The sequence below is a fragment of the Anaerolineales bacterium genome, assembly GCA_025808555.1.
Lineage (GTDB): Bacteria > Chloroflexota > Anaerolineae > Anaerolineales > UBA11579 > JAMCZK01.
Window position 1 is genome coordinate 1,888,110 of the sequence record CP075526.1, and the last position, 23,578, is coordinate 1,911,687.

At 61.3% G+C, this 23,578-nt stretch carries 17 protein-coding genes and 1 tRNA gene; 15 read left to right on the forward strand and 3 right to left on the reverse strand.

What is annotated here, in order from left to right:
* The first annotated feature begins 135 nt into the window (after window positions 1–135).
* The 5 genes from KIT08_09445 to KIT08_09465 are packed head-to-tail and all read left to right on the forward strand — an operon-like array spanning window position 136 to window position 8,231.
* Window positions 136–1,431, forward strand: a complete 1,296-nt coding sequence (locus KIT08_09445) for a hypothetical protein (protein UYN89310.1) — start codon at window positions 136–138, stop codon at window positions 1,429–1,431.
* The gene (locus tag KIT08_09450; protein ID UYN89311.1) at window positions 1,421–3,409 is read left to right on the forward strand and encodes a hypothetical protein; all 1,989 of its coding nucleotides are present in this window, start codon (window positions 1,421–1,423) and stop codon (window positions 3,407–3,409) included. The genes KIT08_09445 and KIT08_09450 overlap by 11 nt, the downstream gene beginning before the upstream one ends.
* Window positions 3,406–4,947 carry a hypothetical protein gene (locus tag KIT08_09455; protein ID UYN89312.1) on the forward strand — a complete coding sequence of 514 codons (1,542 nt, stop codon included), beginning with the start codon at window positions 3,406–3,408 and terminating at the stop codon, window positions 4,945–4,947. The genes KIT08_09450 and KIT08_09455 overlap by 4 nt, the downstream gene beginning before the upstream one ends.
* Before the next feature lie 9 nt (window positions 4,948–4,956).
* Window positions 4,957–7,137, forward strand: a complete 2,181-nt coding sequence (locus tag KIT08_09460) for a YfhO family protein (GenBank protein UYN89313.1) — start codon at window positions 4,957–4,959, stop codon at window positions 7,135–7,137.
* Window positions 7,134–8,231, forward strand: a complete 1,098-nt coding sequence (locus KIT08_09465) for a hypothetical protein (protein ID UYN89314.1) — start codon at window positions 7,134–7,136, stop codon at window positions 8,229–8,231. The genes KIT08_09460 and KIT08_09465 overlap by 4 nt, the downstream gene beginning before the upstream one ends.
* A 368-nt stretch (window positions 8,232–8,599) precedes the next feature.
* Here the strand turns inward: KIT08_09465 and KIT08_09470 are convergent.
* Window positions 8,600–8,673, reverse strand: a tRNA-Gln gene (locus KIT08_09470).
* Window positions 8,674–8,731: 58 nt separating this feature from the next.
* Window positions 8,732–9,418, reverse strand: coding sequence for a cupin domain-containing protein (locus KIT08_09475; GenBank protein UYN89315.1), 687 nt, complete (start codon window positions 9,416–9,418; stop codon window positions 8,732–8,734).
* A 211-nt stretch (window positions 9,419–9,629) separates the two neighbouring features.
* On the opposite strand from KIT08_09475, the gene KIT08_09480 reads away from it, so the two are divergent.
* Genes KIT08_09480 through KIT08_09515 form a run of 8 tightly spaced genes read left to right on the forward strand, consistent with a single transcriptional unit; the run spans window position 9,630 to window position 19,523 of the window.
* A complete protein-coding gene (locus tag KIT08_09480; GenBank protein UYN89316.1) occupies window positions 9,630–11,012 on the forward strand; it encodes an aminopeptidase P family protein in 1,383 nt (460 codons plus the stop codon).
* Window positions 11,013–11,024: 12 nt separating this feature from the next.
* Window positions 11,025–11,873, forward strand: coding sequence for a cupin domain-containing protein (locus KIT08_09485; GenBank protein ID UYN89317.1), 849 nt, complete (start codon window positions 11,025–11,027; stop codon window positions 11,871–11,873).
* Between the two features lie 13 nt (window positions 11,874–11,886).
* Complete coding sequence (locus KIT08_09490) at window positions 11,887–12,762, forward strand: NAD(P)-dependent oxidoreductase (GenBank protein UYN89318.1); 876 nt, start codon at window positions 11,887–11,889, stop codon at window positions 12,760–12,762.
* The gene (locus tag KIT08_09495) at window positions 12,762–13,781 is read left to right on the forward strand and encodes a thiamine pyrophosphate-dependent dehydrogenase E1 component subunit alpha (GenBank protein UYN89319.1); all 1,020 of its coding nucleotides are present in this window, start codon (window positions 12,762–12,764) and stop codon (window positions 13,779–13,781) included. The genes KIT08_09490 and KIT08_09495 overlap by 1 nt, the downstream gene beginning before the upstream one ends.
* A complete protein-coding gene (locus KIT08_09500; protein UYN89320.1) occupies window positions 13,768–14,769 on the forward strand; it encodes an alpha-ketoacid dehydrogenase subunit beta in 1,002 nt (333 codons plus the stop codon). Before KIT08_09495 ends, KIT08_09500 begins: the two co-directional genes overlap by 14 nt.
* Window positions 14,770–14,796: 27 nt before the next feature.
* Complete coding sequence (locus KIT08_09505; protein ID UYN89321.1) at window positions 14,797–16,188, forward strand: 2-oxo acid dehydrogenase subunit E2; 1,392 nt, start codon at window positions 14,797–14,799, stop codon at window positions 16,186–16,188.
* A gap of 4 nt (window positions 16,189–16,192) precedes the next feature.
* Window positions 16,193–17,683, forward strand: coding sequence for an aldehyde dehydrogenase family protein (locus tag KIT08_09510; GenBank protein UYN89322.1), 1,491 nt, complete (start codon window positions 16,193–16,195; stop codon window positions 17,681–17,683).
* 40 nt (window positions 17,684–17,723) lie between these two features.
* Window positions 17,724–19,523, forward strand: a complete 1,800-nt coding sequence (locus KIT08_09515) for a hypothetical protein (GenBank protein UYN89323.1) — start codon at window positions 17,724–17,726, stop codon at window positions 19,521–19,523.
* A 6-nt stretch (window positions 19,524–19,529) separates the two neighbouring features.
* Here the strand turns inward: KIT08_09515 and KIT08_09520 are convergent, their stop codons facing one another.
* Window positions 19,530–20,822 carry an amidohydrolase family protein gene (locus tag KIT08_09520; GenBank protein UYN89324.1) on the reverse strand — a complete coding sequence of 431 codons (1,293 nt, stop codon included), beginning with the start codon at window positions 20,820–20,822 and terminating at the stop codon, window positions 19,530–19,532.
* A 306-nt stretch (window positions 20,823–21,128) separates the two neighbouring features.
* Here KIT08_09520 and KIT08_09525 point away from each other — a divergent pair, with 306 nt between their 5' ends.
* Window positions 21,129–22,151, forward strand: coding sequence for an ABC transporter permease (locus KIT08_09525; GenBank protein ID UYN89325.1), 1,023 nt, complete (start codon window positions 21,129–21,131; stop codon window positions 22,149–22,151).
* Window positions 22,152–22,272: 121 nt separating this feature from the next.
* A complete protein-coding gene (locus KIT08_09530; GenBank protein UYN89326.1) occupies window positions 22,273–23,538 on the forward strand; it encodes a substrate-binding domain-containing protein in 1,266 nt (421 codons plus the stop codon).
* Window positions 23,539–23,578: the final 40 nt, after the last annotated feature.

Consider the following 23,578-nt stretch of genomic DNA (forward strand, 5'->3'; position numbering starts at 1 on the left):
TCGCTGCCTTTTTTTTCGGCCCAAGTTGCTGCCGATGCGCAGCATCAGTTTGCCGGCTTTCTACTCAATCCAACCGATGGGTTCAGCTACTTGGCCAAAATACGCCAGGGCTTCGATGGGCAGTGGAGTTTTGTGATGCCCTATACGGCTCAACCTGGCGAGGGCGCGGCAATCAATCTGTATTACTTATTTCTGGGGCATGTGGCTCGCTGGGCGGGTTTGGGTCTGGCTTTCACGCTGAACGCGGCGCGTATCGTTGGTGCGGCGGCGCTGTGTGCAGCGCTGTATCGGCTTATCGTCGCTACCCCGCCCGAGCGGCTCCGTCTGTGGGTATTTGGCTTGGCTCTGTTTGGTTCCGGGGTGGGTTGGTTGGCGGTGCTATTTGGTGGCTTCACAAGTGACTTCTGGGTGGCCGAGGCCTATCCGTTCTTGGCCGCGCTGGCCAATGCACACTTCCCGCTAGGGCTCGCTTTGCAGATCTATCTGCTCACACCCGTCGCAACCCCGCGGCCGGTTGCCTGGGCGCTGACATCCCTTGCCTTGGTAATGGTCTACCCGTTTGGCTGGGCAGTGGCCGTGGTGGTACTGCTAGGTACGGCGGCGCTGGCGCAGCTGTGGGAGCAGGCAGCCCGCAGCCGCTGGCAGCAGGCCGCTTGCGTGCTGGTGGCCGGCGCGCCGTATGCACTGTATACATTGTGGGTGGTGAGTACGCATCCAGTGCTGACCGGCTGGAGCGCGCAGAACCTCACCCCCGCCATGCCCCTCTGGGATTTTGTAGTTTCGTTCTCGCCCGCGCTTTTGCTGGCCGTGCCGGGCATCTATCTCGCATTCAAACAACGCAGTATTAACCTGGGCCTGTTCGCAGTGTGGGGCATCGCCTGTTTTGTGCTCTTGTATATGCCCTTTGGCCTGCAGCGCCGTTTGATCAGCGGCATGTATGTTCCGCTGACTGCTTTGGCCGTTGTGGCTGCCGCACACATTTTCGGTTCACGTTTGAAGCTTGGCTTGACCGCCTTGGCTTTGCTGGCCTTGCCTACGAACTTGCTCGTGTTGCTGGGCATGGCGCAGGCAGTGCAACAGCAGCAGCCTGCGCTGTATCTCCAAGCAGATGAGCTGGCAGCCTATGCGTGGCTCGATGAGCACGCCGCGCCGGGCGCCTTGGTCTTGGCGCCGGAGCGCAACAGCTTGCATCTGCCCGCGTTTGCGGATGTGCGCGTCTGGTATGGGCATCCCTTTGAAACTGTGCAGGCATCCCAGCGCCAGGCGGAGGTGCAAGCTTTCTTCGAACAACCATCCGGCGATTGGCTGACTGAATGGAAAGTGGAATACGTGCTATTGAATAGCGCCAGCGAGTTTACGAACTCCATCGAAGGCTGGGGCAGCGTGTTCAGTCAGAACAGTATAGAGATCTTGGCACGGCATGGGCAATAGACTGCGGGCCTGCCTGGCGGAGTACTGGCCCTTCATGCTGCCCGTGCTCCTCTTGCTGCCTGGCCTGAGCGGCTTCATCTATCCCGGCTCCGGCGCGCTTTTCTCGGATATGGCCGTGACACATTATCCCAACGCGTTGTTCCTGCAGCGCGCCGTGGGTCACAGCGAAGTGCCCTTGTGGTCTCCGCAAATATTGTCTGGCTTTCCATTTGTTGCTCATCCGTATTCGGGCTTTTGGTATCCGCCATATTGGCTGGTGCTGCTGTTCCCCTTGCCATTGGGGCTCAACCTTGTGCTCGCCGTACACATCTTGCTCGCTGGCGTAGGCATGTATTGCTTTCTGTGCCAGCGAGGCTTTGCGCGCCAAGCCGCCATGATCGGCGGCCTGGCTTTTCAGGCTGCGCCGCGGCTTTTTGGCCATGTGGGTGCCGGGCATGTGATGCTGGTGATGGCCGTATGCCTGACGCCCTGGCTGTTGTGGGCCAGCGGGCAGCGCCGCCTGCCGGCCGCAATGCTACTGGCCCTGATCGCCGCAGCAGACCCGCGCTGGGCGCTGTACGCCGCGGTCCTGTGGGGCGCATGGCTACTGTGGCAGCGACGTGTACGCCATTTGGTGGAGCAAGCTGCCTTGGCAAGCTTGCTGGCCCTGCCCGCGCTGTGGCTGTATTGGCAATACGGCCAACTCTCGACCCGCGCCAGCCTCAGCGCAGCCGAAATATTGGAGCTCTCGCTGCCGCCTGCGAGCCTGCTGGGCTTGCTGCTGCCGCAATGGGGTGGAGCGCATGAATGGATTGTGTACTCAGGCATTGTGCTGCTCCTGCTGGTGCTTGTGGCACATCCCTGGCAGCCAAAGACACGCTTTTGGTTTGCGGTGATAGTGGCTTGCCTGCTCATTGCACTGGGCAGCCATATCCCTGGTGCGGATCGGCTGGCCGGGTTGCCCGGCTTCTCGCAACTGCGCATCCCGACGCGCGCTTTGTTGTTGGCTGCGTTTGCGTGGGCGGTGCTGTCCGCCGCCGCGATCCAGCAACTGACCCTGAGTGGTGCACCCCGTCGTGGGTTGCGCTTGCTACATGCCGGCGTGTTCGCACTGTTGCTCGCTATTGGCGTGCTGGCCTGGCTGCAAGACGCCCCGCTGTGGCGGCCAGCCTTGTTTGCCGCCGTGCTCACGGCGGCAGCCTGGCTGGCGCACGAGCGATTGGCGGGCCAACGCCTGACGCTTGTGCTCGGCGGGCTGCTGCTGGCTGACCTGCTCATCGCCTCTGCCAGCTTGCTGCGCTTCCGGCCGGCGGATGATGTGCTGGCCGAAGGCAGCCACGTGGCCGGGTTCCTCGCTGTGGATGAGGAACCCTTCCGCGTCTATTCGCCAGACTACAGCCTACCGCAGCAAACCGCTGCGTTCTACGGCGTGGAGCTTGCCAGCGGGGTGGATCCGCTGCAACTGCAAAGTTACGTTAGCTTCCTTGCCACCGCAGGAGGCTATCCAGACGAGGGATACAGCGTGGTGCAACCACCGTTGAATGCAAATATTGATTTGGATATTGCGCTGCTAAGCCAGCTCAATGTCAAATACATTGTTTCGGCCCAGCCTGTGTCTGCTGATGGTCTTGGGCAGGTGCAAGTTGAGCCCTATATCTATTTCAACCCCGCGTACCGGCCACGCGCCTGGGTGGAGCAAGGCGGCGTGGCGCAGCCCGCCACCGTGCTGGATGCGCAGGCCAACCGGATGACGGTGCATGCGTATGGACCCGGCCTGTTGATCCTGGCTGAAGTGCAGTATCCCGGCTGGCGTTTGTTTGTGGACAGGCAGCCAGCTGAATTCGCCTCGTCTGACGGCCCGTTGCGTACAGTGGCTTTGCCCGACGGCGAGCATGAGATCGTACTGCACTTCATGCCGGATGCGCTGCGTTTCGGCGTGCCGATCGCCGCACTGGCTTGGCTGGCATGCATTGGTATCTTGGTGCGGAGGCGCGCATGAGCGCCGCGGAGCGCCGCTGGGCGCTGGGCTTCGCCGCCTTTGTGGCGGCGCTGACCAGCCTCCCCTATCTGCTTGCCTTGCTTCCTCAGCCGCATACTTTTACTGGCTTCCTGATCGGCGTGGAGGATGGCAACTCGTACATCGCCAAGATGCTGCAGGGCGCGGTCGGCGACTGGCTGTTTCACAGCCCTTATAGTACGCAGCCGCAAGTTGGCGCGCTGCTGTATCTGCCATACATCGTGTTGGGCAAGCTGCTGGGTTTGGGGGCCAGCCATCTGGCCTACGTGATCGCGTTCCATCTCTTTCGCATCCTCAGCATCGGCCTCTTGTGCTTTGCGCTGTATGCCTTTCTGGCAGAGTTTGTAAGCAGCCAGCCGCTGCGTCGCCTTGGCACGGCGTTGGCCTTGCTGGGCGGCGGACTGGGCTGGGTACTGCTGCTGTTTGGCCGCAGCGAGATGTTTGGCTCCATGCCGCTGGATTTTTATTCGCCAGAGACATTCGGCTATCTGGCGGTGTTTGGGTTGCCGCACCTCGTGCTGGCGCGGGCGCTGTTGTTGTATGGCTTGCTTGGCGTGTTGCGCGGAGAGTCTGCCCGCCATGTGACAATGTTGTGGCTGGCGATGGCGTTGGTGCACTTGCTGACGGCTGCGTTGGGCTTGGTGCTGCTGGCTCTGTATTGTGCGGCGCTGTGGCTGCGGCATGTGCCAGGCTGGCAAGCCCAATTACGCTCGGTCGTGTGGGCTGTGGCCGGGGCAGCCATCCCGCTGGCCTACAACGCCTGGGCTTATGCAAGCGACCCGTATTTGCGTGCCTGGGCTAACCAAAACCTGATCCTGGCTCCGCATCCTGCGCATTATTTGCTGGCTTACGGCTGGCTGCTGCCGTTTGCGTATCTGGGCTGGCGTGCATTGCGCGCTCGGCCAAATCTTGCAACCCTGAGCGAGGTTTGGCTCCTGGCATTGCCAGTGCTGCTATACCTGCCGGTGGGTTTGCAGCGCCGCTTTGCGGAGGGTGCCTGGGTGCTACTGCTGGCGTTGACGCTGCGCTATCTGGAGACACGGCCGGCGGCCCAGATACGCCGCGGCGCCTGGCTGTTCGTGTTGGCGCTGCCGAGCACGCTGCTGTTGTGGTGGGGCGCTATGCAGGCCGCGCTGCATCCGGCCACTCCTGCGTTCCGTCCCGCGGATGAAGTATCCATATTCGAAACTTTGCGAACGCGGCCAGATGCGCGCGGCGCGATCGCCCTCGCTGGCTACGACACGGGCAATGCGCTGCCAGCCTGGGTGCCGGTGCGAGTGATGATTGGCCACGGGCCGGAGACCGTGGGGCTGGAGGCGTTGGGTGCGGAAGTGTTCGCTTTTTACGCCATCGAAATGACGGACAATGAGCGCCTGGCCTTTTTGCGCCAGCACAGGGTGGATTATGTTGTGTGGGGGCCGGAGCAGGTTGCCTTGCGCCGCTGGTTCCCAAGTTCCGCCCCCTTTATGCAAACGGTTGCCGTGTATGGTCTCTATGAACTCCTGCGTGTGCTCCCTTAGAATACGCTTGTGAGCTTAGCGAAGCGATTCTCCCCGCAGGTTCTGATTTGGCTTGCTCCGTTTGTATTGCTCACCCCGGTGTGGTTGAGCGGGCAAGCCTTGTACTGGGGCACGCCTTCGACCCAGTTTGTGCCATGGTGGTGGCAAGCTTGGCGTACGTTGCTGGGCGGCGAGTTGCCGCTGTGGAACCCGCTGCTGGGCATGGGCGCGCCGCTGGTGGCTAATTACCAATCGGCCTTGTTCTATCCGCCGCATTGGTTGTATTTCGTGCTGGCGGCGGTCGGCGGACTGCCGCTGATGGCCTGGGGCCAGGCGCTGCTGGTGGCGGCCCACCTGGGTCTGGCTGGCGCCGGCATGCTGCGGTTGCTGCGCGTTCTGGGGGCGAGCGTGCAAGGCCAACTGGTGGGTGCACTGGCATTCTCGCTGTCGGGCTATTTGGTGACGCGGGCGCACTTTCTCAGCATCAATGCCAGCTTGGCCTGGCTGCCGTGGATCCTGCTGGCCATGTATCGGTTGGCGCAGGCGCCTGGCCGTGGCACTGTATTGCGCTTGGCTGCACTGCTGGCCTTGCAGTGGCTGGCGGGCCACGCGCAAATGGCCTGGTATACGGCGCTGCTGGCCGGCGCCTGGCTGCTGTTCTGGGTCTGGCCATCCGGCGAGCGTTGGCGGGCGCTGGCCGGCTTTGTGGCCGCCGGCGCATTGGCGCTGGCGCTGAGCGCGGTGCAGCTGTTGCCCACGGCGGAATATCTGCTGCAGTCGCAGCGCGCCAGCCAAGTGGACCCCGCGCTGGCGATGACGTATTCGCTGTGGCCGTGGCGTTTGCTGACTCTGCTGGCGCCGCACTTGTTCGGCTCGCCGGCGGGCGGTGACTTTGCTGGCTACGGAAACTTTTGGGAAGATGCGATCTATATTGGCGTGCTGCCCTTGCTGCTGGCCGTGCTGGCGCTGAGGAAAGCGCAGCCGCGCCGGCTGGTGTGGTTCCTGCTGGGCGTGGTGGCCGTGTCCTTGTTGCTGGCGCTGGGCAAGAATACGCCGGTCTTCTCCTGGTTGTTCGCGCATATCCCTACCTTTGATATGTTCCAAGGCCCGACGCGCTTCAGCCTGTGGACGGTGCTGGCGCTCAGCCTGCTGACTGGGCTGGGCGTAGAGCGCTGGCGCGCTGCGCAAGGGAGTTCGCCCCAAGGGCGTGGCCTGTACTGGAGCCGGCTGGCGGTGGCAGGTGCGGTGGCCGTGATGGCCGGCGGGGTGGTGGGCATGTTGTTGCGCACAGACCCGCGTTTCGAGATAGCAGCCAGCTACTCGCGGGCCGTTTGGCTGCTTGGCCTGACCTTGCTTGCAGTGAGTTTGCTCAACTTGCGCGGCTGGCAGTTCGCGCAAGGCAAGCGCACCTGGCTGCTGGGCATATTTGTGGCCGGCGAGCTGCTGGTGGCGGGCTGGGGGCAAAACCCAGGCGCACCTCTGGCCTTGTATGCTGAACAGCCCATGCACGCAGATCTGCAAACTCAGCTTGATGGCGGGCGGCTGTATATGCCGGCGGAGGATGAGCGCGCGCTGAAGTTCGAGCATCTGTTTCGCTTTGATACCTTCCATAGTGCTGACCCGCTGGACGTGCGCGCCGGCTTGTTGCCAAATACCAGCCTGCTGGAAGGTTTGCCGAGCGCCAACAACTTTGACCCGCTGCTGCCGGCGCGCTACACGGCCTGGATCGAGGCACTGGAGAACGCAGATCCGGAGACGCGGGCCAGCATGCTGACTTTGATGAACGTGAGCGTGTTGCAGCATGTGCTGCCGGATGGGCAAGGGCGCTTTGAGAGCGTGCCAGCTTTGCCGCGTGTCCAGTTGTACGCTTGCCAGCCGCCTGTGGCGCTGGCCGCCGAGCTGCCCGCCTGCCCGCTGGCTGGCGAGGCCAACATCGTGCAAAGCAGCGCCAACCGCGTGCGCATCCGGGTGGATGTGGCGCAGGGCGGCTGGCTGCTGCTGGCCGATACGTATTACCCCGGCTGGCACGCCGAGATTGACAGCGTGCCAGCCGATATTCAGCCAGCCTATGGCGTGTTCCGTGCTGTGCAAGTGCCAGCCGGTGTACATCAGGTTGAGTTTGTGTATCGGCCCCTCTCTTTTACTATTGGCCAGGTCAGCACGTTGCTGACCTGGCCGTTGTGGTTGGTTGCATGGCGGCGCAGCCTATGAGCCTGCGCCGCCTGCTTTCGCCGACGCTGGTGACCCTGCTGGCGGCGCTGCTGGTGCTGGGTGCAGTGCTGGCCCGGGCCGGCTGGGACGTGAATGAGCTCATCCGTCCCGGCACGCAGTTCACGCAGGGTGAACCAAATGGCAGCGAAGGCTACGATGGGCAGTTCTTCTATGCCATCGCTCGCTATGCGGATCCGCAGGAAGCGGCGCAGTATCTGGATGTGCCGGCCTACCGTTACCAGCGCATCCTGCTGCCGCTGCTGGCGCGCGGCGTAAGCTTTGGCAACCCCAGCCTGCTGGCCTGGATGCTGCCACTGGTGGCGCTGGTGGCGCATCTCGTCGGCGTTCAACTGCTGGGGCAGCTGTTGCAACGCTGGAGCCAAAGCCGCTGGTATGCGCTGGGCTACGGCCTGCTGCTGGGCTGCCTGCTCTCCATCCGTTTGGCGCTGCCCGAGACGCTGGCGTTTGCGCTGGTGATCGCGGCGGTGTGGTGCGAAGAGCGCGGGCGCACTCCACTCAATTGGTTGTTGCTCTCACTGGCCGTGTTCGCCAAGGAGACCGCGCTGCTGTTCGTGGCGGCGCAAGGGCTGAGCTACCTCTTCGCCCGTCGCTGGCGGGATGCGGCCGGCCTGGCGCTGGTGGTGGGCCTGCCACTGGCCGCGTTCAGGCTGTGGCTGCTGGGCCAGTTTGGCAGCCTGGGGTTCGGGTTGGGTGGGGCGAATGCGACTGGCCTGGAGTGGATACCCTTCGCGGGCTGGTGGCGCATCGGCGAGTACAACCAAGTTTGGATGCTGGTAGTTGGCCTGCTGTATATGCCCACGATCTTTATGCCCACCTTGTGGGGCTTGTGGGCTGGGCTGCGTGCGTGGTTGCGCCAGCAGGCCGACTTTAGCGCGCTGGCGCTTTTGGCGCACGCGGCCATCTTTCCGTTCATGACGTTGGCTTTGTATATAGAGCCGTATGGGGCGGTGCGGCTGGCGGTGGGCCTGCAGCTGGCGGCGCTGCTGTTCGCCGGGCGGCATGGAGTGCGGCGGGTGCTTGCATACGGAGTGCTGTTCACGCTGATGAGCCTGTGGCTGTTTGTGCCGGAATAGTGCGCTGCTGCTTGACCGGACAGGAAGTTATTATGCGCGGCAGGGGGTGGGGGTTAAAACTTATAAGTAACAACTTTAAGCCTGCGATCAAGTGGAATGTTAGAGAGGCGGGCAGGGCATATAAGGAAGATGTGTCCATAAGATCCCTCGCTAATTGTGGGTTCGTGTTGTCGATACCTGCTAGGAATGGCCGAGGCGAAGATGTTGTTCGTTTTGTGGGTGGGGGCATCCCGTGCAACTGAAAAGATATCTGGCGTTTAGCGCTCATTCGTGTGAGTTGGGTATATCCGACAATCAGAATGGGCTGCGAAAATGGATCCGATTGTCAAGGAAAGCAAAAACGGCCAGCGTACGCTGGCCGTTTAGTGTGGATGCGGATCCTGGGCTCGAACCAGGGCTTTCTGAGTCAGAGTCAGACGTCCTACCACTAGACGAATCCGCACTGCAAGTAGCCATTTTAACACGCCATGGTGAGAGCGTCTAGCGTTGTGTCAGGCTGGCTAGCGTTGTTCGGGGTTGAGGACGACCCAGAGGGCGCGCATGGGGGCGCTGCCATTGTTGGTGAGGCGGTGGGGCGTGCTGGAGTCGAAGATGATGCTGTCGCCCGCGGCCAGGGTATAGGTTTCGAAGCCGAGTTCGACCATAAGCTGGCCCTCCAGCACCAGGCCAAACTCACGGCCGGTGTGGCTGGACATATTCTTGCCGGATTCAGCGCCGGGGGCGTACTGGATCTCGAGGAATTCGGTATCCTGCTCGGCGGTGGCGGTGAGGCGCGCCCAAGTGATGCCGCTGTTGAGCTCCAGGGTGGGGCGGGCGGCGGCGGGCACGATGGGCGCCTTGTGGGTGGTGGGGAAGCTAACCACCGCTTCGCTCGTCTCGCTGGTAAGCAGGGCTTCGCGCATCTGGCTGGCGGTCAGCTCGCTGCTGTTGACCGCGCCGTTCATCGGGGATGGATTGCTATCATCTTCGGCGGGGAAGAAGTAATCCACAGAAACGCCCAGAGCAGCGGCGATCTTGTAGAGAGAGCGCACTGAGGGGAAGGCCTTGCCGGTTTCGATCTGGCTCAGCATGCTGGCGCTGATCTCGGCGGCGCGAGCGAGATCGCGCAGGCTCATTTTGTGTTTTTGGCGGGCGGCCCACAGCTTGCGGCCGATTTCGCTGGGATTTTGTTCAATCAAGTCAGACATGGTAATGGATTTGTACAGTCTAATACAGGAGGGCCATTTTTGCCACGCCAAATATTGTTCAGTGCGTTCAATCCTGGTTGACAGAGTGCTGTTTGCCACTATAATGCGTTCAATTACACGAAACATAACTTGCGAGGCTTTTGAAGCTTTACGCAAGGTGGTGCACGCCAGCAAGCGATCTCTTTGCAGTTCCTTTTGAAAGGATGGCAACATGGATTTGCGAACGTACGGAACAATGGGTGTGGATTGGGAGCAACGTGTTGATTTCGACCGGTTGCGTACGGAGCGTCTGGCGCGCATCAAGGCCAAACTGAAAGAATCCAACATCGGAGCACTGCTGTGCTTCGACATGAACAATATCCGCTATATCACCAACACCACCATTGGCACCTGGGCGATCGACAAACTGGGTCGCTTCTGCCTGCTGCCGCAGGACGACGAGCCGATCAACTGGGACTTTGGCTCGGCGGCCAAGCACCACACTTTGTACGCGCCCTGGCTGGGCGAGGGACGGTCGCGGGCGGGCATCTCGACCCTGCGTGGCGCCATGCCGCCGGGGGCGATGCGGGCCGAGGACGTTGCGCGCAAGATTCGTATTGAGTTGGAAGAGCGCGGCCTGCTGAACGAGCCGGTCGGCATCGACATGGTGGAGCCGCCGGTGCTGTTCGCCCTGCAGAAGGAAGGCATCAACGTAGTGGATGGGCAGCAGTTGCTGCAGGATGCCCGTGTCATCAAGACCCAGGATGAAGTTACTTTGCTCAACATGGCCTGCATGATGGTGGATGCGGCCTACGAAGAGCTGTACCGCTTTATGAAGCCCGGCGTGAAGGAAAGCGAAGCCGTGGCCCTGGTCAACAAGGTGCTGTACGAATTGGGCTCGGAGCATGTGGAGGGCGTCAACGCCATCTCCGGCGAGCGCTGCAGCCCGCACCCGCATATTTTTAGTGACCGTGTGATGCGCCCGGGTGACCCGGCCTTCTACGATATTTTGCATTCCTACATGGGCTACCGCACCTGCTATTATCGCACCTTTGCGATCGGCTCAGCCTCGCAGGCCCAGGTGGATGCGTATAAACGCTGCCGCTATTACCTGGATGCAGCGATCGACGCCATTCGCCCTGGTGTGACCACGGCGGACGTGGTTAAGCTGTGGCCCAAGGCGCAGGAATTTGGCTTCCCCAACGAAGAAGCCTGCTTTGCATTGCAATACGGCCACGGTGTAGGCCTTGCGATCTGGGAGAAGCCGGTGTTCAGCCGCCTGGTGTCGTTCGACAGCCCGCAAGAGATCGAAGAGGGCATGGTGTTCGCGCTCGAAACCTATTGGCCCGCCAGCGACGGCTGGTCGGCGGCGCGCATTGAAGAGCAGATGGTGGTGACCAAGACAGGTGTGGAAGTGATCACACGCTTCCCGGCCGAGGAGTTGATGGTGGCAGGCAAGCGCTATTTCACCACCAATGGCTGGCTATCCACGACGCGTGACACACAGTCGCACCGCAACATTGACTACAGCGGTGTGGACTACGGCGGTGCGGGCTTGCCGGACGAAAGCCCCAACGGTGCGGAGGAACGCAGCGCCAAGAAAGCCAAGAAGTAACCAGGTACGCAGATGCATAGCACCACCAGCCTACACAATTTGCCCGGCGGGGTGCCCGCAGGGTACAAGGATAAGAGCGACGGCTTTTCGCGCCAGACCTATGTTGACCATACCATGGGCTCAGTCCATATGGGCACTGGTATCAGCCAGCTGGAAGCGGGCGGCCACATCAGCCATCACCTGCACGCGTTCGAGGAAAGCTTCTATATCTTGGAGGGCAGCCTGCTCTGCCAGATCGGTGAGGCGGTTTACGAGTTGGGGCCGGGGCACTATGGCCTGATCCCCACGGGCGCGCCGCATGCCTGGCAGAACAAGGGCAGCGTGGCAGCGCGCTGGGTCGAAATGCAGGCACCGCAACCAAGACCGGATGGCAGCGATACATTCTTCGTAGATGGTGAGCTGGCCGCCAGCGGCCAGGCGCCAGACCCGGCGCGGGCCGCGGAGATGATGGTGGGCCACTTCGACGAAGGGCAGCTGCCCAAGCCCGGCGAGCCGGGGCAGATGGAAGGTTTCAATGCCACCACGGGTGTGGCGATCAAAATGTTCGTAGACCGCTCATCTGGGGCTACGCATCAATCCCTGTTTCTTATTCAGTATCAACCCGGCGCCAAGATCGATGCGCATGACCACACCTTCGAAGAGTCGTATTACATTGTCAGCGGGCGCGTGAAGGCGACCGCGGATGGCCAGACCTATGAACTCGGCCCGGGCGACTCGATCTGGACCAGCGTGGGTTGCATTCACAGCTTTGAGCAGGTGGGCGACGAGCCGGTGCGCTGGATCGAGACCCAAGCGCCGCTGCCGCCGGCTAAGGAAGCGTTTCGATTTGAAAGAGACTGGTCTGGCAAGTACGCCGGCTAGTTTGGAGAGATAGATGGCAAATGTTGGATTTATTGGCTTAGGGGTGATGGGCAGCCGCATGGTTACGCGGTTGATGGCCGCCGGCCACACCGTGACCGGCTACAACCGCACCAAGGCCAAGGCGCAAGAGCTCCTGGATGCGGGGATGGCCTGGGGCGACACGCCGGGGGCGGTGACCGAAGCCTCTGAGATCGTTTTCAGCATCGTCAGCGATACGGCCGCATTGCGCCAGATCGCTGAAGGGCCGGACGGCGTGCTGACCGCCCTGGCGGCGGGCAAGACCTGGGTGGAAATGAGCACGGTCAGCCCCGCGGCCAGCCGCGAACTGGCGGCCAAGGCCGCCGCGGCCGGGTCGCAGATGCTGGATTGCCCGGTCTCGGGCAGCATTGCTACACTGGAGGCTGGCCAGCTGACCATGATGGTGGGCGGCGACGAGGCTGCATTCAAGGCGGTAGAGCCGGTGCTGCTGGCAATCGGCTCCAAGGCCACCTATGTAGGCGCCAGCGGCCTGGCGGTTTCCATGAAGGTGGCGACGAATTTGAGCGTCGGCGTGCAGGTGCTGGCGCTGGCTGAGTCGATCCTGTTGGCTGAAGCGGCGGGCATTCCCCGCAGTACTGCCATCGAGGTGCTGACCAACAGCGTCATCGGCTCGCCGCTGGTGAAGTACAAGGCCCCGCAGTTGGTGACCCTGCCGGATGTGGCCTGGTACCCTGTGGATATGATGCAGAAAGACATCAAGCTGGCCCAGGAACTGGGGGTTGAGCTGGGAGTATCGCTGCCCACAACTGAAACGGCGCAGCGCGTGCTGGCCTTTGCCCAAGAGAAGGGCTGGGGCGAGAAAGACTTTGCGATCTTGATCGAAGCTGTCAAGCACATGGGAGCGAAGTAATGGCGAAAGCAAAAAGCACCAAAGCCAAAAGCACCAAGCCTGCCGGCAAACCGGCGGGCACTGAGGATGTCGAAGACCTGCTGCAGATGTACGAGCAGATGGTGCGCATCCGTGAATTTGAAGACAAGGTGAATGAGCTGTACACCTCGGCCAAGATGCCGGGTTTGGCTCATCTGTATATTGGTGAAGAAGCCATCGCGGTGGGCGTGTGCGAAGCGCTGAACGGCGATGATTACATCACCAGCACACACCGCGGCCACGGCCACTGCATCGCCAAGGGCGCTGCGGTGGACATCATGTTCGCCGAGCTGCTGGGCAAGGCCGCCGGCTATTGCGGCGGCAAGGGCGGCTCGATGCACATCGCCGACCAGGCCAACGGCAACCTGGGCGCCAACGCCATCGTGGGCGGCAGCGCTGGCATCGCCGCCGGGGCCGCCTTCAGCGCCAAGCGGCTGGGCACCGGCCAGGTGGCGGTGTGCTTCTTCGGCGAAGGCGCGCTGGGGCAGGGCCTGCTGTACGAGACGATGAATATGGCCCAGCTCTGGAAGCTGCCGGTTATTTTTGTATGTGAGAACAACATGTACAACGAGTACACCCACTACAACGAGACCGCCGCCGGTACGCTGGCGGGGCGGGCGGAAGCTTTTGGCATCCACACCGAAGAGATCGACGGCCAGGACGCCCGCGTGGTGAACGAAGCGGCCAAGCGCCTGGTGGAGCGAGCGCGTAAGGGCGAGGGGCCTTCTTTCCTGATATGCAATACGTATCGATATCACGGCCATCATGTCGGCGACATTGACCGGGCCTACTACCGCCCGAAAGAAGAAGAGCTCGAATGGCAGCAGCGTGACCCAATCACCATTTTGGCGGATTGGATCATTGGCCAGAAGCTGTCAGACCAGAGTGTGCTCGACCACATCAAGGCGGATGTGAAGAGCGAAGTGGCGCGTGGCGCAGAGTTTGCGCTGAACGCGCCGTACCCGGACCCCAGCGAGGTGGATACGAATGTCTACGCCTAACGGCAACGGCCGTGTGATCACGATGGGCCAGGCCATCAAAGAGGCCCTGGCCGAAGAACTGCGCCGCGACCCGACGGTATACGTGATGGGCGAGGACGTGGCCGAAGCCGGCACCGCCTTCAAGGTGCTCAAGGGGCTGGTGGACGAGTTCGGGACGGACCGCGTGATCGATTCGCCCATCTCCGAGCCGGGCATTACCGGCTTGGGCGTAGGCGCGGCTATGACCGGCATGCGCCCGGTGGTGGATATCATGTTCGGAGATTTCAGCACCCTGATCATGGACCAGATGGTCAACCAAGCCGCTAAGATCCATTACATGTCGGGCGGCAAGCTCAAAGTGCCGATGGTGTTGCGCACCACGATGGGCGCTACGCGCCGCTCGGCGGCGCAGCACTCGCAGTCGCTGCATGCGTGGTTCAGCCATGTGCCGGGCGTTAAAGTGGTTATCCCATCGACCCCGTATGACGCCAAGGGCTTGCTCAAGACCGCCATCCGCGACGACAACCCGGTGGTGTTCTTTGAAGACAAGATGATGTACCAGCTCAAGGGCGAAGTGCCTGAAGAGGAATACACCATTCCGCTGGGCGTGGCTGATATCAAGCGCGAAGGCAGCGACATCACCATCGTGGCCACCAGCAGCATGGTGCAAGTCTCGCTGGCGGCGGCCGACATGCTGGCCGAGATCGGTATCAGCGCCGAGGTGGTTGACCCGCGTTGCACCTTCCCCCTGGACAAGGAGGCCTTGATCAACTCGGCCAAGAAGACCAGCCGCGCCATCGTGGTGGACGAAGGCTACGAGCGTTACGGCGTCACGGCCGAGATGGCTTCGGTGATCGCGGATGGCGCGTTCTATTATCTGGATGCTCCGGTGAAACGCATGGGCGCCATGGACGTGCCCATCCCGTTCTCGCCGGTGCTGGAAGACCTGACCGTGCCGACGCCCGACACGGTGTTCGAGATGGCCAAGACCCTGTGCGGCGCGAACTAGGAGGCCCGGCTGGCTACTAAAGTCATCATGCCCGCGCTGGGAATGGCGCAAGAGACCGGCAAGCTGCTCGCCTGGTTCAAGCAGGAAGGCGACACAATTGCCAAGGGCGAACCCTTGATGGAGATCGAAACCGATAAGGTGACGGTTTCGATCGACGCAACCGAAAGCGGCGTGCTGGCCAATATTGTTGCCAGCGCCGGGCAGGATATTCCCGTTGGGCATGCGATAGCGCTGATCCTGGCGGAGGGTGAGCAAGCCCCGCCCCGTGAAGAGCTGCTGGCGGCGCTCAAAGCTGCTGCGGCCCCGGCCGCCAGTGCGCCCGCAGCTGCCCCGCGGCCAGCAACTGCTGGCCGACCGGCGCCAGCAGTCAGGCAACAAGCCGCGCCTGCGGCCGGCTACGCTCCCGTGGGCGCAGTGGTGGTGAACGCCAGCCCGATCGCGCTGCGCATCGCCGCTGAGCACGGCGTGGACCTGGCGCAGGTGCGCCCGTCGGGCGGGCGCATCAGCAAGGATGATGTGCGTGAGTACCTGCGCACACGTGGCGCTGGCCCGGCTGGCGGTTTTGCGCCGATAGTGCGCGGGGCGGGCGAGAAGGTGCTCGCTTCGCCCAAAGCCAAACGGCTGGCGCAGGAGATGGGTATTGACCTGGCGCTATTGCGCGGCAGCGGCCCCGAAGGGGCCGTGCTGGCGATCGATGTTTTGAACGGCGACGTGCCAGTTGCTGCGGCGCAGCCAGCGCACGAGCCAGCTGGCCCACCGCTGAGCAGCCTATGGAAAGTGATGGCTGAGCACGTCACCGAAAGCTGGCAGGACATCCCCCATTTTGTATTGAGCCGTGAAGTGGACGCCACCAACATGATGGCGGCGCGCAAGGCGGCGCAGGCCGCGGCGGGCGAAACCAAGATCACCTTCACTGACCTGCTGGTCAAATATTGTGCGGCGGCGCTGGCGCAGCACCCGAATGTCAACGCCACCTGGCGCAGTCGCACCATCTGGCCCAACGAGCACATCAATATTGGGCTGGCGGTGGGTGTGGAAGACGGCCTGGTGGCGCCAGTGGTGGCAGATGCAGACAAGCTGAGCCTGCAAGACGTGGCCTTACGCCGTGCTGAGCTGGTGCAGAAAGCCAATAGCAGATCGCTGCTGCCCGCCGATATTCAGGGCGGCACGTTTACGATAAGCAATCTGGGCATGTACGCCATCGATAGCTTCACCGCCATCGTCAATGCGCCCAACGCCGCCATTCTGGCGGTTGGGCGCATTGTGGAGCGAGTAGTGCCGGTGGACGGCCAGCCGGCCATCCGGCCGATGCTGGCGCTGACGCTCTCGTGCGATCACCGCGTGCTGGATGGTTTGCGCGGGGCACAATTCTTGGACACACTGGCCGGGCTGATTGAAGCCGCGGAGCTTAAGGAGTAATTGCATGGCTGAAGAGATCAAACGTTTACGGGGCTCGGAGGCCCGCAAGGCGACCGGTGGCAGCTCCGAGTTGGGCGAGTATGGCGCGCTGCTGAACGGCCAGTGGGTCAAGACCGGCGATGCCATCGAAGTGCGCAGCCCGTACAACGACGCCCTCGTGGCCGTTGTGCACCGCGCCGGCCCCAAGGAGATCGAGCAGGCCATTGCGGATGCGACGCGTGCCTTCCAGGTGACGCGCAAGCTGCCCTCGTGGAAGAAGGCCGAAATGTTGATGAAGGTCAGCGAAGGTATTCTGGCGCGCCGCGAAGATCTGGCGCGCACAATCGCGCTCGAAGCTGGCAAACCGATCCGCACGGCTCGTTTGGAAGTCGACCGGGCCGCGTACACCTTCCAGGTGGCGGCCGAGGAATCCAAGCGGCACTATGGCGAAATTGTGCCGCTGGACTGGCTGCCGGGCACCGAGAATCGCGTGGCGCATATCCACCGCGTGCCGCTTGGCCCCATCGCTGGCATTGCCCCGTTCAACTTCCCGCTTAATCTGGTGGCGCACAAGGTGGCGCCAGCCATGGCGGCTGGAAACCCCATCGTATTGCGCCCGGCCAGCGCGACCCCTGTGAGCGCGCTCAAGCTGGGCGAGATCATCCAGGAGGCCGGCTGGCCGGATGGCGGCTATTCTGTCGTTACCTCGGCGACCAAGGACGCTGCGCCGCTGATCGAGGACCCGCGCATAAAGCTGCTCACCTTCACGGGCAGCCCGGCGGTGGGTTGGAGCCTGAAGGGCAAGGCGGGCATGAAGCGCGTCACACTGGAGCTGGGCGGCAATGCCGGCGTCATCGTGCACGATGACGCCGACGTCAAGTACGCTGCCGAGCGCGTGGCGTGGGGTGGCTTTTCGTACGCGGGGCAATCCTGCATTTCGGTGCAGCGCGTATACGCCTCGGCCAAGATCTACGAAGACTTTGTGGATGACCTGATCCCGCGCGTCAAGGCGCTGGTGGTGGGTGACCCGCTGGATGAGAAGACAGACGTCGGCCCCGTGATCGACAGCGGGGCGGCCGACCGCGTCGAGGAATGGCTGGCGGAGGCCAAGGCGGGTGGCGCCGAAGTGCTGGCGGGCGGCAAGCGAGACGGCAACCTTGTGGAACCGACCGTGCTGGCCTCGCTAAAGGAAGACATGAACGTCTCGTGCCAGGAAGTGTTTGGCCCGTTGGTGGGCTTGTTCCAGTACACCGACGTCAATCAAGCCATCCATTCGGTGGGTGCGTCTGATTTTGGTTTGCAGGCGGGCATCTTTACGCAGGACATGAACATCGTCAACAAGGCCTTCGAGGAAATCGAAGTGGGCGGCCTGATGGTCAACGACGTCTCGACCTTTCGCATTGACCATATGCCGTATGGAGGCGTGAAACAGTCTGGTTTTGGCCGCGAAGGGCTGCGCTATGCCATCGAGGAGATGACTGAGCTCAAGCTGGTGACGTTTAACAATCGCGAATAACAGGGTCGAGCAGTGCAGTAACTGCTCAGACAGCAGCAGAATGGAGACAAAAAGAGCGCCGTATGGCGCTCTTTTGTTTATACTGGCGGTCATTCAGGACGGTTTGATGACGCTTAATCCAGCAAGCATCCAAGACTGGCTGCGCCGCGACGCGGCGGTCATCCTTGCGTACCTGCTTGCCACGGTGGTTGTTACCTATCCCCTCGTACTGAATCTGGGGGGAAGTTCAATGCCGATAGGCGGCGATGCCTTTATGAAGTTGTGGGATGTCTGGTGGCTGGAGCGGATGGTGGCCACCGGGCAACCCTTTCATTACAGCAGGGATCTGTTCTATCCGGTTGGGCTGGACTTGTCTTTTCATCCAGCATCATGGACGACCACTGCTGTCATCTGGCTACTGGGTCAGTTCATGGGGGTGTTTAGCGCCTACAAAGTGATGATACTTGTGGGCGTCTTTTCGAGCGCATATGCGGCCTATCTGCTGGCGTTCTGGCTGACCAAGAACCGGGTAGCGGCCTGGTTTGGCGGAGCCATTTTTTCCTTCGCTCCCTATCATATTGGCGATCTGCGCGGCCACCCCGACCTGGCCCAGCTGGCCTTCATCCCCCTGGCTGTGCTTTGTGTGCTGATCGGGCTGAGGCATAGACGCATTGGGATGGCTGCGCTGGCCGGGGTCTTGCTGGGCTTGGTGGCGTGGACCGGCCTGTATCTTTTCGGATTCGCGGCCATCACACTGGCGATGTTACTGGCCTATGAGGGCTTGCTCGAGCGCGGCTGGCGTGAAAAATACTTCTGGCGGTTTCTGGGGCTGTTTGTGCTGGCCGCCAGTGTGTTTGTGGCGCCGCGGCTTTTGCCAATATTTGATGACCGCGCCAGCCTCTCTTTTGTGATCGAAAACAAGTTCACTGCCTATGAGAGCCAGGTGGACTTGCTGTCGTATTTCGTACCGCCGCCTGCCAACCCACTGCTGACCCCGTTGCTGGGTGAGCTGAGTGACAAGATCGCGCAGAGTGTGTCAGTGTATTCTTCCCCGTATTTGGGGTGGGTGGCGCTAATCGCAAGCCTGTCTGCGGTGCTCTTCGCGAAAGACCGCAAAACCATATGGTTGTGGGCGGTCATTGCGGCGTTGTTTCTGACCCTTAGCCTAGGGCCAGCACTCAGGTTTGCCGGCAGGGTTTATATGCAAGTGCCGCTGCCTGCCTGGCTGCTGATGCGTAGGTTCGAAATTTTCAGAAGTGTGCATCCGATCCTGTTTCACATAGGTGTGCTGCTGCCACTGAGCGTGCTGGCTTCGTTTGGCTTGAGTGGGTGGCTTGAGGGGTTACAGGGCAAGCCGCAGATCCGTGCCGGGGTGGTTTTGCTGCTGGCTCTGGCGCTGTTTGTGGAATATTGGAACGGGGAGTTTTGGGTTGCGCCTCTGGAGGCACCCGCGATCTACCGGGATATTGCCAATGATCCGGACGAGTTTGCAGTCATTGACCTGCCAATGGGCTACAGCCCTTCCAAATATTATCTATTTCTACAGACCGTCCATGGAAAGCCGATCGTTGAGGGCATGACCAGCCGCATGCCGCCGAATGCTTTTGACTATATCGACAGCAATTTGCTGCTGAGTCTGTGGCGGGCCGAGGAATCGCTGGACTGCACTGACTTCAAGATGGCAAGCATTACGGGGGCGATCGATATGCTGAGCGCGGATGGCTTCAAGTATGTCTTTGTACACGAGCCGGATATGTATGCCGATTATTTCCAAGGCGTACCTGTAACAGCAGCCGATGGGTCTGTGACGATGTATGCGCTCACAGATCTGAGGGATTTCTTCCCCTGTGCTAACCGCTGATCAGAGCTAGGCCGGCGCGGCGACGCCGAGGACGCGCTCGCGCGTGGCGCCGGTGAGCGCTTGCAGCCTGGCGAGATCGCAGTTGAGCAACTCGCCGTGGCGCTTGAGGAACTTTCCGGCGACCATCACTGAGTCGATGTTGCTGCAGTCCATAGCCCACACCACCGCGCCGATGGGATCATTCACGGGCATGACATTGATATGGTGCTGGCGCAGCAGGACGATATCGGCCTGCTTGCCGGGGGTCAGGGTGCCGATCTCGTCCTGCATGCCCAGGGTCTGGGCGCCATATACATTGACGAACTGAATAATGTCGCGGGTGGTCATCATGCGGTCGGCGAAGATGCTGCCGGCCAGCTTCTTGTCAAAGCGCATGGCGTGCTGCATGGAGATGGCATTGCGCATCTGGCTGAACATATCGCCGCGGTTGGCGATCTCGGTGTCGATGCCCAGGCCGGGGTTGAGACCTGCGTCGAGGAAACGCTGGACGGTGGGTGCGCCATAGCCTTGCATCATCTCGGCGGCGGGAGCGCTGGCCACTGCGGCGCGGGCGTCTCGGATGGCGCTAAGATCGCGGTCTGAAAGAGTGTTGCCATGGGCAAACATCAGGTCGGGCCCGAGCAGCTTGGCCTTGTTGAGCTCACTGAGCTGGTCGCCCGGTTTAGTGCCCATGCCTACTTGGGCCGAGATGCGCAAGCTCAGGCTGCGAGCCAACTCCCACTCGGATTGAAGATCGGCCAGGCTGCTGGTTTGCGGGTCAGAGGAGGCGAGGGCAAGCCGGCTGCGCTCGGCGGGCAGGGAGGCGTGTAACTCTTCCAGCCCGGCCTTGCCCAGGTTGGCGGGGGCGGCCAGCACGGTGCGCAGGCCGGCTTCGGCCAGCGCCTTGGCGTTGGCGGCCAGGTGATCGGCAGTGGGTAGGTTGGCATGGTCAAGCACGGTGGTGATGCCGGCATCGATGGCGTTGATGGCGCTGGCCAGCGTGCTGGCGTAGACATCCTCAGGGCTGAAGCTGTCCGCCAGGGTGGCTTGCCTGGTGCCGTCGAAGACTTGCTGGCTGACCATATATTCGGCGCCCATGTTGCGCAGCACGCCCAGCCACATGTGATGGTGGGCGTCCACAAAGCCGGGCATGGCCAGCATGCCGGAGCCGTCGATCTCTTCGGCTCCGGCGTCATAGATGCCGCGGGCCACCTGAACGATCTTGTCGCCCTCGATCAGGATGTCATAGTTAAGTTGGTTGCCCACCTGCGGGTCCATGCTGAGCACGGCGGCGGACTTAATGAGCTTGCGGTTTTCCATCGAACAGCACCTCTGCGCGTTGTCTATGACGAAATGTGAGGCCAAAGCTTCGTCATAAGCTAGCTTACATTGTAATAGCGTTTAGCATTATCAAACAGATAGCGGAGTTTCTGGCTTTTCTAATCTTGAATGTTCAATAGGTGCCCCGAAATGTCAAATAGCGGTGAACATTTCTAGGGGCTGTGTTTGATGGGGCTTGACTAAATGTGCTTATTTGTTTATAAACAGACAAATCCCCCTAGGCTTTGCACAGCAAAAGAATGAACCCTCGCCTCATTTCACTGGAGTACTGTACCTAAGGGCAGAATGCTAAAAAGCAAAACAAACCAGGGCTTTACCGAATTCCTCACTTCCGTCGTCATCTCATCGCGTTATATCCCTGTGTGGATCGCGATGTGTATTTTGCTTGTAGCCGCTTATTTCGTAGCCCCCGCAACCCTTTCCGCCGCTTCCTTCACCGCAGTACTCCCCCTCACCGCATTTTTAGTCATTGTCAGCCTGGGCCAGATGTTGGTGGTCATGACCGGCGGTATTGACCTCTCTACACCCGGCATCATGACGCTGGCTGCGTTCGTAACCGTGGGCGTAGGTGCAGGCCAGAATGAAAACATCCTCAAGGGTTTGGCGATGGCGCTGGCCGTCTCAGCCCTGATCGGTTTTACCAACGGCTTCCTGGTGGGCGTGTTCCGTCTGAATGCGCTGATCGTGACGCTGGCGATCGGCCAGATCACCCGCGGGGCGCTGCTGAAGTATGCGACCCAGATCGCCAATGAGGCTTCGGTACCCAGCGGGCTTTCGCGTTGGGCCATCAGCCAGGTGTATGGCGTTGGCTGGATCTTCTGGATCGCAGTGATCGTGACCCTGGCGCTGACCATTATTCTGACCTACACGGGGGTCGGGCGCCGCTTCCGCGCCGTGGGCGCCAACCAGATCGCAGCCCGCATCAGCGGCCTGCGCGTGACGGTCTACGTAGTATCGGCTTATGTGATCGCCGCCATGATGTACGGCCTGGCGGGCTTTCTGTTGGCAGCATTTATTCGCAGCCCAACCCAGGGTCTGGGTGCGGCATACCTTCTTGGCCCGATTGCTGCTGTTGTGATCGGCGGCGCATCTTTGAGCGGTGGCCTGGCGAGCGTATTCTCCACTGCGCTGGCAGCCTTCTTCCTGACGGTGCTTGATCAGATGCTTAGAGTGATGGGGTTGCCCACTTCTTTGCAGTTTGTTGTTTTTGGCGTTGCCATTATCGGCGGCATGGCCGTATCCGGTGATCGGATCGTGGACATGGTCGAGGGGCTGTTTCAACGGCGTTTTGCCAAAGCTGAGGAATAACGATACCGGTTTACAGAAGGAGGTTATGGCGACAAAACGGTCAATCGACAGAATCGTCGCGGATCGTATCGTTCAACTAAAGCAATAATGCAAAAAGAAGGAAAAAAGGAGAAGTCGAAAGATGAAACTTAGCAAACTACAAACGATTGCCTTCCTCATCGCCATGTTGGCGCTGGTGTTGGCAGCCTGTGGCGGCGGCACCCCGGCAGCCACTGCGGCTCCGGCAACTTCGGCGCCGTCCACTGGCGGCGATGATGCCCCCACGGATGAGGCGACCGGGTCTGAGGAGATCTTTGACGCAGACCCTGAAGTCTTGATGAAGACGATGGGCGTGTCTGACGCCTCTCAGGTGAACGATGTTGTGCTGGCGGCCATGTACCGCGCTGGCCAGCCCGTGAGCGATGAGATGGCTGCCAAGGCCCTGGAATGCTGGCGCGAGAAGGTGTGTGACACCGGCACCGGCGGCCCCATCACCGTGGCTTTGGCTGACGGTTTTGGTGAGAACCTGTGGCGCGAAGTGACCCACATGGAAATGGTGCTGCAGGCCCTGACCTACCCTGAGATCGGCCGCATCATCTACACCACCGCCATGTTCGACACCCAGCAGGCGATCGCTGACATCCGCGGTTTGATCGCCGAAGGTGTTGACGTCATCGTCGGTTTCCCGGATGCGGGCGATGCTTTGCTGCCCGTGGTACAGGAAGCCACTGACGCCGGCGTGATCTACGTGACCCACTCCTATGGTGTGTTGGGTGACGGCAGCGCCTACTTCTCCTCGATCTCTGAGGATGTATGTCTGCTGGGCCAGGAATTTGCCCGCATCCTCAACGAGGAAGTTGGCACCGGCAAGGTGGCCTTCCTAGGTGGTACTCCGGGTAACCCGCTGTCTGCTTACTGGCAGAGTTGCGAAGAGCCTGAGCTGGGCGATGGCATCGAGCTGGTCGGCGCGGCTGACACCTTCTGGACCCGTGAGGGCACCTTCGAGGCCATGTCTGGCTTCCTGAGCGCCCACCCCGATCTGGCGGGTGTGAGCTACGAAGCGGCTGGTTCCTTCATGGGTGGCTTGAGCGCCTATGAGGCTGCTGGCCTGCCGGTGAACCTGGTGCTGACCCTGCGCACGGACGAGACTGTGCTGTTCTGTGAGTGGGTTGAGATGGGCCAGCCGGATGACTTCAAGATCTTCTTTGGCTCCGGTGGCAACTACCAGTCCCGCATTGCGCTGACTGCGGCCATGATGCACCTGAACGGCTACGACGTGCCGAACAGCATCGTGATCCCGCCGTACATCCAGCCGGTCAACCCCAGCCACTGCTACCCTGACCTGCCGGACGATGCTTCCATCTCCTCCATGGTTCCGCATGATGTCGTGCGGGCGATGTACCCCTAATTCCGGGCACATTCGCACACTGAATTCGGAACAGGAAACT

Excerpts from the sequence above, each read along its gene's own strand:
- KIT08_09445 (UYN89310.1), top strand. The coding sequence starts at position 136 with ATGCCCTATACGGCTCAACCTGGCGAGGGCGCGGCAATCAATCTGTAT.
- KIT08_09450 (UYN89311.1), top strand. The coding sequence starts at position 1,421 with ATGGGCAATAGACTGCGGGCCTGCCTGGCGGAGTACTGGCCCTTCATG.
- KIT08_09455 (UYN89312.1), top strand. The coding sequence starts at position 3,406 with ATGAGCGCCGCGGAGCGCCGCTGGGCGCTGGGCTTCGCCGCCTTTGTG.
- KIT08_09465 (UYN89314.1), top strand. The coding sequence starts at position 7,134 with ATGAGCCTGCGCCGCCTGCTTTCGCCGACGCTGGTGACCCTGCTGGCG.
- KIT08_09475 (UYN89315.1), bottom strand. The coding sequence starts at position 9,418 with ATGTCTGACTTGATTGAACAAAATCCCAGCGAAATCGGCCGCAAGCTG.
- KIT08_09480 (UYN89316.1), top strand. The coding sequence starts at position 9,630 with ATGGATTTGCGAACGTACGGAACAATGGGTGTGGATTGGGAGCAACGT.
- KIT08_09485 (UYN89317.1), top strand. The coding sequence starts at position 11,025 with ATGCATAGCACCACCAGCCTACACAATTTGCCCGGCGGGGTGCCCGCA.
- KIT08_09490 (UYN89318.1), top strand. The coding sequence starts at position 11,887 with ATGGCAAATGTTGGATTTATTGGCTTAGGGGTGATGGGCAGCCGCATG.
- KIT08_09495 (UYN89319.1), top strand. The coding sequence starts at position 12,762 with ATGGCGAAAGCAAAAAGCACCAAAGCCAAAAGCACCAAGCCTGCCGGC.
- KIT08_09500 (UYN89320.1), top strand. The coding sequence starts at position 13,768 with ATGTCTACGCCTAACGGCAACGGCCGTGTGATCACGATGGGCCAGGCC.
- KIT08_09505 (UYN89321.1), top strand. The coding sequence starts at position 14,797 with ATGCCCGCGCTGGGAATGGCGCAAGAGACCGGCAAGCTGCTCGCCTGG.
- KIT08_09510 (UYN89322.1), top strand. The coding sequence starts at position 16,193 with ATGGCTGAAGAGATCAAACGTTTACGGGGCTCGGAGGCCCGCAAGGCG.
- KIT08_09515 (UYN89323.1), top strand. The coding sequence starts at position 17,724 with ATGGAGACAAAAAGAGCGCCGTATGGCGCTCTTTTGTTTATACTGGCG.
- KIT08_09520 (UYN89324.1), bottom strand. The coding sequence starts at position 20,822 with ATGGAAAACCGCAAGCTCATTAAGTCCGCCGCCGTGCTCAGCATGGAC.
- KIT08_09525 (UYN89325.1), top strand. The coding sequence starts at position 21,129 with ATGCTAAAAAGCAAAACAAACCAGGGCTTTACCGAATTCCTCACTTCC.
- KIT08_09530 (UYN89326.1), top strand. The coding sequence starts at position 22,273 with ATGAAACTTAGCAAACTACAAACGATTGCCTTCCTCATCGCCATGTTG.